The 12,505-nt window shown below is 63.8% G+C and carries 11 protein-coding genes; 9 read left to right on the forward strand and 2 right to left on the reverse strand.

The features are described from left to right. From B2S33_RS00860 to B2S33_RS00900, 9 genes are all read left to right on the forward strand, one after another. Window positions 1-872 (forward strand): NosD domain-containing protein (locus tag B2S33_RS00860; RefSeq protein ID WP_288649487.1); only part of this gene is annotated, 872 nt, incomplete at its 5' end. A 13-nt stretch (window positions 873-885) separates the two neighbouring features. Next, window positions 886-2,328 carry an alginate O-acetyltransferase gene (locus tag B2S33_RS00865; RefSeq protein WP_288649488.1) on the forward strand — a complete coding sequence of 481 codons (1,443 nt, stop codon included), beginning with the start codon at window positions 886-888 and terminating at the stop codon, window positions 2,326-2,328. A 7-nt stretch (window positions 2,329-2,335) separates the two neighbouring features. Then, on the forward strand, window positions 2,336-3,439 hold the full coding sequence (locus B2S33_RS00870; RefSeq protein WP_242810124.1) for a mannuronate-specific alginate lyase: 1,104 nt from the start codon (window positions 2,336-2,338) through the stop codon (window positions 3,437-3,439). Between the two features lie 132 nt (window positions 3,440-3,571). After that, the gene (locus B2S33_RS00875) at window positions 3,572-5,041 is read left to right on the forward strand and encodes an MBOAT family O-acyltransferase (protein ID WP_059183321.1); all 1,470 of its coding nucleotides are present in this window, start codon (window positions 3,572-3,574) and stop codon (window positions 5,039-5,041) included. A gap of 10 nt (window positions 5,042-5,051) precedes the next feature. After that, window positions 5,052-6,209: an alginate O-acetyltransferase gene (locus B2S33_RS00880; protein WP_027914440.1), complete on the forward strand. Its 1,158-nt coding sequence runs from the start codon at window positions 5,052-5,054 to the stop codon at window positions 6,207-6,209. An 18-nt stretch (window positions 6,210-6,227) separates the two neighbouring features. Further along, the gene (locus B2S33_RS00885) at window positions 6,228-6,875 is read left to right on the forward strand and encodes an alginate O-acetyltransferase AlgF (protein ID WP_288501326.1); all 648 of its coding nucleotides are present in this window, start codon (window positions 6,228-6,230) and stop codon (window positions 6,873-6,875) included. Window positions 6,876-6,909: 34 nt separating this feature from the next. After that, entirely contained in the window at window positions 6,910-8,364 is a 1,455-nt protein-coding gene (locus B2S33_RS00890) for a mannose-1-phosphate guanylyltransferase/mannose-6-phosphate isomerase (protein WP_288649490.1), read from the forward strand. Between the two features lie 169 nt (window positions 8,365-8,533). Then, window positions 8,534-8,998 (forward strand): hypothetical protein, encoded by a 465-nt coding sequence (locus B2S33_RS00895; RefSeq protein ID WP_027914437.1) that lies wholly within the window; start codon window positions 8,534-8,536, stop codon window positions 8,996-8,998. 87 nt (window positions 8,999-9,085) lie between these two features. Continuing rightward, on the forward strand, window positions 9,086-9,898 hold the full coding sequence (locus tag B2S33_RS00900) for an SDR family oxidoreductase (RefSeq protein ID WP_288649492.1): 813 nt from the start codon (window positions 9,086-9,088) through the stop codon (window positions 9,896-9,898). 21 nt (window positions 9,899-9,919) lie between these two features. Here the strand turns inward: B2S33_RS00900 and B2S33_RS00905 are convergent, their stop codons facing one another. Beyond that, window positions 9,920-11,428, reverse strand: a complete 1,509-nt coding sequence (locus B2S33_RS00905; RefSeq protein WP_081783964.1) for an efflux transporter outer membrane subunit — start codon at window positions 11,426-11,428, stop codon at window positions 9,920-9,922. After that, on the reverse strand, window positions 11,425-12,498 hold the full coding sequence (locus tag B2S33_RS00910) for an HlyD family secretion protein (RefSeq protein ID WP_288649494.1): 1,074 nt from the start codon (window positions 12,496-12,498) through the stop codon (window positions 11,425-11,427). Before B2S33_RS00910 ends, B2S33_RS00905 begins: the two co-directional genes overlap by 4 nt. Window positions 12,499-12,505 lie beyond the last annotated feature (7 nt).

Here is a 12,505-nt window from a genome sequence, read left to right on the forward strand (position 1 = left end):
CCAGCCTGGGCTATGCGAAGTCCAAGTCCTATGGCGTGAGCATTTCCCAGTACACCCCCAACCTGGCCAAGCGCATGGGCCGGGCGGAGCCGACCGGCTGGATCATCGGTTCGCAGTTCAGCGACCTGTGGTACGGCTTCTACTGCTATGAGACGCGCGACTTCGTGGTCAAGGACAACACCTACCGCGACAACATCGTCTACGGCATCGACCCGCACGACCGCTCCCACGGGCTGATCATCGCCGGCAACAGCGTGCATGGCACGCGCAAGAAGCACGGCATCATCGTTTCGCGGGAGGTGAACGACAGCTGGATCTTCAACAACAAGAGCTTCGACAACAAGCTGTCAGGCGTCGTGATCGATCGCAACAGCGTCAACAACCTGGTGGCCTACAACCAGATCTACCGCAACCACACCGACGGCATCACCCTGTACGAAAGCGGCGATAACTTGCTGTGGGGCAACACGCTGGTCAACAACCGACGCCATGGCATTCGCGTGCGCAACAGCGTGAACATCCGGCTGTACGACAACATCGCCATGGCCAACGGTCTGGTGGGCGTTTACGGCCACATCAAGGACCTGTCCGACACCGACCGCGACATTGCCCTCGACCCGTTCGACACCAAGGTGTCGTTGATCCTGGTGGGTGGGCAACTGGCGGCCAACGGCTCTGGCCCGCTGTCGATCGACTCGCCGTTGTCGGTCGAGCTGTACGACGTGGCCATGCTGGCGCCGCGCAAAGCCAGCGGGATCACCTTCAACGGTGTGCTGGGCCAGCGCCAGGATGAAATCCTCGACCTGCTGGTACGCCAGCGCAAAGCCGTGCTGATCGACCCGGTCGAGCGCCAGACCGAATTGATCCAATAAGGAAGCCCGGACCATGACTCCACAAGCGATTACCGTGCTGGGCGTCACCTGCGCCCTCCTGGCCATCAGTCAGGGCTCACGCGCCGACACCGTGCAGGCCCCTACCTTCACGGCGGTGCCGTGCTGCCAGTTGTGCCCGCAGGCACACGATGCCAGCCGCTACACCACCCGCTACCAGCAGAACTTCACCACCCTGGTGCAGGGCCAGGGCGACTGGTTGTTCCGAACCCGTGAAGACCTGCGCACCGAATTCGACACCTCCCCTGCCGGGTACAAACGCCTGCAGGAGGTGCACGACGCCTTCAAGAAACGCGGTGTGGAACTGGTAGTGGTGTATCAGCCGACCCGGGGCCTGGTGAACAGAAACATGCTCGAGCCGGCAGAAAAAGCCGCGTTCGACTACCAGAAGGCACTGGGCAACTACCAGGCCATGCTCAAGCGCTTCGCCGCCATGGGCTACAACGTGCCCGACCTGTCGCCGCTGACCAACGAGCAGTTGCCTGCCGCCGACCAGGGCAAGGATTTCTACTTCCGTGGCGACCAGCACTGGACGCCCTACGGCGCCGAGCGCGCTGCCCGTATCGTGGCCGACACCGTGCACACGATGCCTGCATTCCAGGGCATCCCGCGCAAGGCATTCGAAACCGTCAAGTCCGGGCGCATGGGCAAGACCGGAACCTTGCACAACGTTGCCGGGCAGCTGTGCGGCACTAGCTACGCGGTGCAGTACATGGACCAGTTCAGCACCGAACCCAAAGGGGCCAGCGGCGATGACGACGACCTGTTCGGCGACCAGGGCAATGCCCAGATCACGTTGGTGGGCACGAGCCACAGCGGCAAGAACTACAACTTCGCCGGGTTTCTGGAGCAGTACATCGGCGCCGATGTGCTCAACGTCGCCTTCCCCGGCGGCGGTCTGGAGGGCTCGATGATTCAGTACCTGGGCAGCGAGGAGTTCCGCAAGCATCCACCCAAGATCCTGGTCTGGGAATTCTCGCCCCTCTACAGCCTGGAGCAGGAAACCATCTGGCGACAGATCCTCGGCCTGCTCGACGACGGCTGCGACGACCGCCCGGCGCTGATGAGCGCCAAGACTACGCTCAAGCCGGGCAAAAACACCCTGATGGTCAATGGCAAGGGTGGGGTGATCAAGCCGCTGGTCAACCGCCACCTGCAAATGGACGTGAAGTTCGACGACCCCTCAGTGAAGGTGCTGCAGGCAACCCTCTGGTACCTCAACGGCCGGCACGAGGACATCAAGCTGGAAAAGCCCGAAACCTCCGATACCGATGGCCGGTTCGTGTTCCAGATGCGCGAGGACCAGGACTGGGCCGATCAGAAGCTGCTGGCCTTCGAGGTGCAGGGGCCGGAAAAAGGCACCCAGAAGCTCGAAGCCAAGCTGTGCAAACGTAACGACTTCGCCGGACCTGCGCAGACCGCGCAGGCCGGCCAGTGAGGCGAACATGACCCATTACAAACTGATTCTGCGCCCGGCCCTGCTCGCCCTCGCTCTGTTCGCAAGCGCCGCGCAGGCCTCGCTGGTGCCACCTCAGGGTTACTACGAAGGCATCGAGAAACTCAAGACGGGTACCGGCGATTTTCGCTGCGAAGCCCCGCCCACTCCGTATACCGGTGCCCTGCAGTTTCGCAGCAAGTACGAAGGCTCGGACAAGGCGCGGGCCACGCTCAATGTGGCTTCCGAGCACGCCTTTCGGACCTCCACCCAGGACATCACTGCCTTGGAAAAGGGGGTAAGCAAACTGGTCACCCAGTACATGCGCGACGGTCGACCGGCGCAGCTGGACTGCGCATTGACGTGGCTGGGCACCTGGGCACGGGCCGACGCACTGATGTCCACGAACTACAACCACACCGGCAAATCGATGCGCAAATGGGCTTTGGGCAGCCTGAGCGGGTCATGGCTGCGCCTGAAGTTCTCCAACGCCAGGCCATTGGCGGCGCATCAGGCCGAAGCCGAGCTGATCGAGAAATGGTTCGCTCGCCTGGCCCAGCAGACGGTTAGCGACTGGAGCGACCTGCCGCTGCAGAAGATCAACAATCACAGCTACTGGGCGGCCTGGTCGGTCATGGCCACGGCCGTGGCCACCGACCGCCGTGACCTGTTCGACTGGGCAGTGAAGCAATACAAGGTCGGCGTCAATCAAGTCGACGACCAGGGCTTTCTGCCCAACGAGATCAAACGCAAGCAACGTGCGCTGGCCTATCACAACTATGCCCTGCCGCCCTTGGCATTGATCGCAAGCTTTGCCCAGGCCAACGGCGTGGACCTGCGCGCCGAGAACAATTTTGCCTTGCAGCGCCTGGGCGAAGGGGTACTGGCCGGCGCCCGCGACCCGCGTCATTTCGCCGAGCGCGCAGGCGAGAAACAGGACATGAAGGACCTGAAGGTCGACACCAAGTACGCCTGGCTGGAGCCCTGGTGCGCCCTGTACCACTGCGTGGGCGACACCCTGGCGCGCAAGCAGGGCATGCAGCCGTTCAACAGCTTCCGCATGGGGGGGGACATGACGCGCGTGTATGACCCAGGCGCAATGCGCAAGCACTAACGCAAGACCGTGCAAGGGGCGGCGTGTCGTGACGACACACCGCCTGCACAAAGCTAGGTGGCCTCCCGATTATCTGTGGGGGGTTTGGGGGGCGCTTTGCCCTGGATGCTGTGAGTCTTTAGGAGAACCGGGATGGTCTTTTCGTCCAACGTGTTCCTGTTCCTGTTCCTGCCGATCTTCCTCGGTTTGTACTACCTGAGCGGGCAGCGCTATCGCAACGCGTTGTTGCTGATCGCCAGCTACCTCTTCTATGCCTGGTGGCGCGTGGACTTCCTCGCCTTGTTCGCCGGCGTCACCCTGTGGAACTACTGGATCGGGCTGAACGTCGGTGCCGCCGGTGTGCGCAGCAAGCCCGCGCAACGCTGGCTGCTGCTGGGCGTTGGCGTGGACCTGGCCATTCTGGGCTATTTCAAGTACGCCAACTTCGGCGTCGAAAGCCTCAATGCGATCATCACCTCGTTCGGCCTTGAGCCGTTCATCCTCACCCATGTGCTGCTGCCAATCGGCATTTCGTTCTACATCTTCGAGTCCATCAGCTACCTCATCGACGTGTACCGCGGGGATACCCCGGCCACCGACAACCTGATCGACTTCGCCGCCTTCGTGGCGATCTTCCCGCACCTGATCGCCGGGCCGGTGTTGCGCTTCAAGGACCTGGTCGAGCAGTTCAACCACCGCACGCATACGCTGGACAAATTTTCCGAAGGCTGCACGCGCTTCATGCAAGGGTTCGTCAAGAAGGTATTCATCGCCGATACCCTGGCGGTGGTGGCAGACCATTGCTTCGCCTTGCAGCAGCCCACCACCGGCGATGCCTGGCTGGGCGCGCTGGCCTACACCGCGCAGTTGTATTTCGACTTCAGCGGCTACAGCGACATGGCCATCGGCCTGGGCCTGATGATGGGCTTTCGCTTCATGGAAAACTTCCGCCAGCCCTACATCAGCCAGTCCATCACCGAGTTCTGGCGGCGCTGGCACATCAGCCTGTCCACCTGGCTGCGCGACTACCTGTACATCACCCTGGGCGGTAACCGCAAAGGCACGCTCAACACCTACCGCAACCTGTTCCTGACCATGCTGCTGGGCGGGCTTTGGCATGGCGCCAACGTCACCTACATCCTCTGGGGCGCCTGGCATGGCGTGTGGCTGGCGATCGAACGGGCATTGGGCATCGACACCCACCCGCAGCGCTTCAACCCGGTCAAGTGGGCCTTCACCTTCCTGCTGGTGGTGGTGGGCTGGGTGGTGTTCCGGGCCGAGAACCTGCACGTCGCAGCGCGCATGTACGGCGCCATGTTCAGCTTCGGCCACTGGCAGCTTTCCGAACTCAACCGCGCTCAGCTGACCGGCCTGCAAGTGGCGACTCTGGTGATCGCCTACCTGGCCTTGGCCTTCTTCGGCCTGCGCGATGTTTACCGTAACGCCCGAACCACGCCCACCGCATCACCCACCGCCACGCCAGTGCAGATCAACCGTGATGGCTCGCTCGGCCTTGGCTGGACGCGCGTGATGACCCGAACCCTGGTGCTGCTGCTGTTTGTCGCGTCGATCCTGAAGCTGTCGGCGCAGAGCTATTCGCCGTTTCTCTATTTCCAGTTCTGAGGCCGATGTGATGACCCGGACACTTCGCATGACCTACTGCTTGTCTTTCCTCGGCCTGTTGACGGGCATGGGCCTGTGGTCGACCTCAAGCCTGCACGGCTTTGAACGCACCGAACAGATGAGCCTGCTCGACGGCAAGCTGGCCAAGGCCACCGAACAACATTACGACGCCGCGTTTCCGATCAAGCGCCTGGGCACCAACGTGTGGGCCGCCCTGGATTTCAAGCTGTTCCACGAAGGGCGGCCAGGCGTGGTGCTGGGGCGCGACCAGTGGCTGTTCAGTGACGAAGAGTTCAAGCCCACCGCCGGTGCCGAGGCATTGGTGCAGGAGAACCTGGCGCTGATCCGCGGCGTGCGCGACACCCTGCAACGGCACGGCAGCCAGCTGGTGCTGGCGATCGTGCCGGCCAAGGCGCGGGTGTACGACGAACACCTTGGCCAGACACGACCGGCGAGCCTGCATGGGGAGCTGTACAACCAGTTTCATGCCAAGGCACGCCAGGCCAATGTGTTCGCCCCGGACCTGATGGCCCCGCTGGAACAGGCCAAGGCCCGCGGCCAGGTGTTTCTGCGCACCGATACCCATTGGACGCCCCTGGGTGCCGAAGTGGCAGCACAAGCGCTGGCTGCGGCCGTCAGCCGCCAGCGTCTGCTCGAAGCGAGCCCACAAGCCTTCGTCACCCAGGCCCAGGGCAGTGCGCCGTACAAGGGCGACCTGACCAACTTCCTGCCGTTGGATCCTTTGTTCTCCCACCTGCTGCCGCCGCCGGACACCCTCCAGCAACGCACCACCCGCCCTGTTGCAGCTCAAGCCGACGCAGGGGATGCGTTGTTCGCCGACCAGCAGATCCCCGTGGCGCTGGTGGGCACCAGCTACAGCGCAAACCCCCGCTGGAACTTCGTGGGCGCCCTGCAGCAGGCGCTGCACAGCGACGTGGCCAACTATGCCGAGGACGGCCACGGGCCCTTCCTACCCATGCTCAAGTACCTGCAAAGCGATGCCTTCCAACATGCCGCGCCACAAGTGGTGGTGTGGGAATTCCCGGAGCGCTACCTGCCCATGAAACCTGAACTCGACGGCATCGATCCGCACTGGGTCGCTCAGCTCAAGCACTCGCGCGACGCCGAAAAAAACCTGGCCTTGACGGCCACCCGAACCACCCACTGACCGAAAGAGGCAATGCCCATGACGACTCCATCTTCCATCGCCAAAGCCCTGACCCTCGCAGCCGGCCTGTCCCTGGCATCAGTACAGGCTTATGCCGGCGCCGACGCGGCGCTTTACGGCCCGAGCGCGCCGAAGGGCTCGACCTTCGTGCGCTTGTACAACGCAAGCAGCGCACCGGCTGGCGCCTCCGTCGGCAACACGCAGATCAAGCCGGTCGGCCCCCAGGCCAGCAGTGACTTCAGTTTCCTGCCAGGCGGTGACTACACCGCTCAGGTCGGCAGCCAGCGCGTACCGGTCAAGCTGGCCTCGGACCAGTACTACACCCTGGTCAACAGCCCTGCCGGTACGCCTCTACTGATCGAAGAGCCGCCGTTCAAGAACAAGCAGAAAGCGCTGGTACGGGTACAGAACCTGAGCAACCAGACGCTGGCGCTGAAAACCGCCGATGGCAAGACCGAAGTGGTCAAGTCAGTCGCCGCCAATGGCCGCGGCGAGCGTGAAATCAACCCTGTGAAGGTGGACCTGGCGCTGTTCCAGGGCGACCGGAAAGTCGGTGACGTGAAACCCGTGGCCCTGGAGCGCGGCGAAGCGGCCGTGCTGTATGTCACCGGCTCCGGCAGCACGCTGTCGCCGGTATGGGTCACCCGCCCTGTGAGCAGCAACTGATTGCCCTGCCCTCAATGACGATTGGAGAAACACGATGATCCCGGTAATTCTTTCTGGAGGTAGCGGTTCGCGTTTGTGGCCTTTGTCGCGCAAGCAGTTCCCCAAGCAGTTCCTGGCCCTGACCGGCGAGCACACGCTGTTCCAGCAGACACTCGAACGTCTGGTGTTCGAAGGCATGGACGCACCCATTGTGGTCTGTAACAAGGAGCACACCTTCATCGTGCAGGAGCAACTGGCCGCGCTCGACCTGCAAACCCAGGGCATCCTGCTCGAACCGTTCGGGCGCAACACCGCGCCGGCAGTGGCCATGAGCGCCATGAAACTGGTCAACGAAGGGCGTGACGCGTTGATGCTGGTGCTGCCTGCTGACCATGTCATCGATGACCAGAAGGCGCTGCAGCGGGCGTTGGCGCTGGCCACCGTGGCCGCCGAGCGCGGCGAGATGGTGCTGTTTGGGGTGCCGGCGACCAAGCCTGAAACCGGCTACGGCTACATTCGCTCGAGCCAGGATGCCTTGCTGCCCGAAGGCGTGGCGCGAGTGGCGCAGTTCGTCGAAAAGCCTGACGAGCAGCGGGCGATCGAGTTCGTTCAGGCCGGGGGGTATTTCTGGAACAGCGGCATGTTCCTGTTCCGTGCCAGCCGCTTTCTCGAAGAGCTGAAAAAGCACGACCCCGACATTTACGACACCTGTTTGCTGGCGCTGGAGCGCAGCCAGGTGGATGGCACCACGCTGATCATCGATGAAGCGAGCTTCGCCTGCTGCCCGGACAACTCCATCGACTATGCCGTGATGGAGAAGACCCAGCGAGCCTGCGTGGTGCCCATGTCGGCCGGCTGGAGCGATGTGGGTTGCTGGTCGTCACTGTGGGATGTGCACGACAAGGATGACCACGGCAATGTCACCAAGGGTGACGTGGTGGTGCAGGACAGCCACAACTGCATGATTCACGGCAACGGCAAGCTGGTGTCGGTGATCGGGCTGGACAACATCGTGGTGGTCGAAACCAAGGACGCCATGATGATTGCCCACAAGGACAAGGTCCAGGGCGTCAAGCAGATGGTCAAGACCCTGGACGCCCAGGGTCGCAGCGAAACCCAGAACCACTTGGAGGTATACCGCCCGTGGGGCTCGTACGATTCGGTGGACATGGGCGGGCGTTTCCAGGTCAAGCACATCACGGTCAAGCCGGGGGCCAGCCTGTCGTTGCAGATGCACCATCACCGCGCCGAGCACTGGATCGTGGTATCGGGTACGGCTGAAGTGACGTGCGATCAGAATGTATTCCTGCTGACCGAAAACCAGTCGACCTACATTCCGATCGCGTCGGTGCATCGCTTGCGCAACCCCGGCAAGATCCCCCTTGAGATCATCGAGGTGCAGTCGGGCAGCTACCTTGGCGAGGATGACATCGAGCGGTTTGAGGATGTGTACGGGCGTACGTCCGAGTCGGCGCAATGTGGCGGCCCGGTCAAGGCTGCTTCGCAGTGATTGCGCGGTGATAGGGGGGCTCAAGCCCCGGGGCTGATTCGCGCTCCGGCGCTTCAGCCCCCACCCCACCTTGCTCAATCCACAGCCGGCCAAGCCTTCCCCTTTTGAGCCTTCCCCCATTTCACGCTACGATGCTTCAACCCTCGCGCAACCAAGGTCTGCAAGCCTCATGATCATCGGCGCTCTCCTTATCCTCACCTGGCTGGTGCTGTTGCTGCGCTACCCCGCCAAGGCCTTGCCGATTTCGTTGGCTGCGGTGGGTGGTCTGGGCCTGGTGGCCTTGTTCGTCATCTGGCAGGACACTCGCGAAACCTCGCAACTGGCCCGCCTGGACATGCGCCTGGCCTATGCCCCCACCCAATGCCCCGCCGACCGCCCCTTGCAGGTCACCCTGAAGAACGACAACAAGGTTCCGCTCACCGAACTGCGCTGGCGTGTGGCGGCCTATGCGCCTGGCGACACCGTCAACCTGGCAGAAAACACCTACAATGCACCGCGCTACCGTGGGCCTGGGGAATTGCAACCCGGCGCGCAGTGGTCCGATTGCCTGCCGTTGCCTGCGCTACGCTCGGGCTACCGTGCACAGACGTTGGCGTTCAGGGCCGAGCACCTGCAAGGCAGCTTTGCCAACTGAATCCTTGTCGATGCCCCACTGCTGGCGACGCATCGGCGACTCGGCGCACACCCACTGCCCCTCTACCCAGACCCAAAGGCCTTCTGCATGTCGACTGTCCTGATCACCGGTTGCTCCAGCGGCATTGGCCGCGCCCTGGCCGATGCGTTTCGCGATGCCGGTCATCAGGTCTGGGCCACCGCCCGCCAGGCTGAAGATGTGGCGCGCCTGGCCGCTGCGGGCTTCGTTGCCCGACAACTGGATGTCAACGACCTACACGCCCTGGCCCTGCTTGCGCAAGAGCTCGATGCACTGGACATCCTGATCAACAACGCCGGCTACGGCGCCATGGGGCCGGTGCTCGATGGCGGGGTCGACGCCCTGCAGCGCCAGTTCCAGACAAACGTGTTCGCGCTGGTCGGCGTGACACGCGCACTGTTCCCCCAGTTGCGTCGCGCCAAAGGCCTGGTGGTGAACATCGGCAGTGTCTCCGGGGTGCTGGTCACGCCGTTCGCCGGCGCCTACTGCGCCTCCAAGGCCGCCGTGAAGGCCTTGAGCGACGCCTTGCGCCTGGAGCTTGCGCCGATGGGCATACGCGTGATGGAGGTGCAGCCTGGAGCGATTGCCTCGCAGTTCGCCAGTCACGCCCAGCAGCAGGCGCAGCAGGTGCTGGCGCCGGAATCGCCGTGGTGGCCATTGCGTGAACACATTCAAGCCCGGGCCCGCGCCTCGCTCGACCGGCCAACACCGGCAGCGGTCTTTGCCCAGGGCGTGCTGAAAGCGACCCAGCGTTCACCAGTGCCAGCACGGGTGCGGCTGGGCAACGGCAGCACTGCCTTGCCACTGATGGCCTGCCTGGTGCCGCAGCGTTTACTGGACAAGGTGCTGCGCAAACGGTTTGGCTTGTCACGAACGCTGTAGGTCGGTGACGGCGCTGCGCACTCAGACCTTGTCGAACGCCTGCCACCCTCCGCCGAGCGCTTTGTACAGCCCCACGAGGGCCTGGGATACCGCGGCAGCGCTGTCGATCCACTGCTCTTCGCTGGCCAGCAAGGCCGACTGCACGGTCAGTACATTGAGAAAATCCACCGCGCCTTCCACGTATTGACGCTGGGCCGTTTCCAGGGCGATGCGGTTCTGGCGCACGGCTTCGGCGAGGCGATCGCGACGCAGCTGGCTGGCGTTGTAAAGGCGCAGCACATCATCGATTTCATGCCAGGCCCCCAGCACCACCTTGCGGTAGTTCAGGGCCGCTTCCTGCTGCTGCGCCTGGCGCAGTGCCAAGGTGCCCTTGAGGCGACCGCCTTCGAAAATCGGCAGCGACAGCTGCGGTCCGAAGGCGAAGCGGCGAGAGTCCCAGGCACCGAAGTCAGCCAGTTGCATGGCCTGGAAGCCCACGTTGCCAGACAGCCGGATACGCGGATAAAAATCTGCCTTGGCCACGCCGATGCTGGCCGTGGCAGCATGCAGGCGCGCCTGGGCCTGGCGGATGTCCGGACGACGCTCGGCCAGTTCCGAAGGCACGCCGATGGCGAACGTCTGCTGCGGGTCGGGTAGCTCACCGGCTTGCAGCAGGCTGTCCTGCAGACTGCGTGGGGGCTCGGCCGCCAGCAGACTCAAGGCATTGATCAAATCGTCACGGCGTGCCTGCAAAGTGGGCAGGCGAGATTCGATCAAGGCGACCTGGGCGTTGGCCTGGGCCACGTCGAGCCGAGTGGCCACGCCTTCGGCCTGACGGTCTTCGGACAATTCAAGGCTGTGCCGCGCGACCTTGAGGTTGTCCTCGGTCACCTGCAACGTATGCTGCACCGCACGCAGCTGGATGTAATCACCGGCTGTTTCGGCGAGCAGGGCCAGCAGGACGCCGTTTCGGTCGTTCTCGGCGACCTCGACACTGGCGTCGGCCGCTTCGACCTGACGCCGCACACGCCCCCAGACGTCCAGCTCCCAACCTGCCACCAAGTCACCCTGCCACAGGTTGAAGGCCGATTTACCCGCGTTGCCCGAGGGGTCGCTCAGCCCCTCGGCGCTGTTGCGGGCACGGCTGTAGCCTGCATTGGCGTCCACCGACGGCTGCTGGTCGGCGGCCACAGTACTGCGCAGCGCACGGCTTTGCAGCAAGCGGGCACTGGCGATCTGCAGATCGAGGTTGCGCGTGGCGACCTGCTCGATCAGTGCACTGAGTCGTGGGTCGTGAAAGCTGTCCCACCAGCGCAACTGGATGGGCTCGGCCACAGGTTGGCTGGGCGCGTGTTCACCCTGCAACGGGTCCCACTGCTGGGGCGCCTGGGCGTCAGGGCGCTGGAAGTCCGGGCCAAGGGTACAGCCCGTGAGCAGTGCAGCGAGCAGTACGGCTGCAGGGGTCTTTGTCCTGAAACGCGTGACGGGCCGCGATGAACTGACTACTTGTGGGCGGGCGGGTGCAGGGCTCTGCGCGTGAGCGATGTTCATCGGGCTGTCACCCCGCTGCCTGCCAGCTTATCGCCTTGGGTATCGCGGGTCGTGTCGATGGTCGCTTCGACCGACATGCCGACACGCAGGCGGGTCAACAACGGCTGCCCGTCATCGAAGACGATCTTCACCGGAATACGCTGAACCACCTTGGTGAAATTGCCGGTGGCGTTGTCCGGCTTCACAGCGGAGAACGTCACCCCTGTGGCCGGAGCGATGCTTTCGACGTGTCCATGGAGTTGTTCATCGGCAAAGGTATCGACTCTGATGCTGACCGGCTGACCAGGCTGCACGTGGGTCAATTGGGTTTCCTGGAAGTTGCCCACCACATAGGCCTGTTGCAGGGGCACCACCGACAACAGTCGCGCCCCTGGGTTGACGTAGGCCCCGATGCGCAACGCACGCTCACCGACCATGCCGTCGACCGGCGCCGTGATGCGGGTATAGGAGAGGTCCAGCCGGGCCTTTTCCACCCCGGCTTCGGCGCGCTTGAGCTGTCCATCGGCGCTGGCGACCTGGGCGGCGAGGATGTCCACCTGCTTGCGTGCAGCCACCGAAGCTGCGCGGGCATTGGCCAGGCGGGCACGGGCCTGGTCCACGGCGCTGCGCGCTTGCTGAGCGTTTTGCACGGTACCGGCGCCGTGCTCGGCCAGGCGCCCGTAGCGGCGCACCTCATGATCGGCGAACGCCGCCTCGGCTTCGGCGGCTTTCACCGCTGCCTGGGCCTGGGCAATCAGCGCGTCCTGGCGGTCGAGGGTGGCGCGGGCATCGGTGCTCTGGGCCTTGGCCACCAGCAGCTGCGCCTGGGCAGCGTCCAGGGCAGCCTGGTAGTCACGGGCATCGATGGTGGCCAACAGTTGGCCGGCCTTGACCTGCTGGTTGTCCTCGACCAGCACCTGCGTGATGAAGCCAGCGACTTTGGGCGCGACCACGGTGTAGTCGGCGGTCACGTAGGCATCGTTGGTGCTCTGCCGGTGATCGCTGCCCACCAGCCAGGGGCCGACGAGGGCGGCCAGCACGGCCACGGCCAGCACAGCGCCGATGAACAGGGTTTTACGGTGGATGGTCATTTGGCGT

It is taken from the genome of Pseudomonas sp. UBA5568, from assembly GCF_002425525.1.
Lineage (GTDB): Bacteria > Pseudomonadota > Gammaproteobacteria > Pseudomonadales > Pseudomonadaceae > Aquipseudomonas > Aquipseudomonas fulva.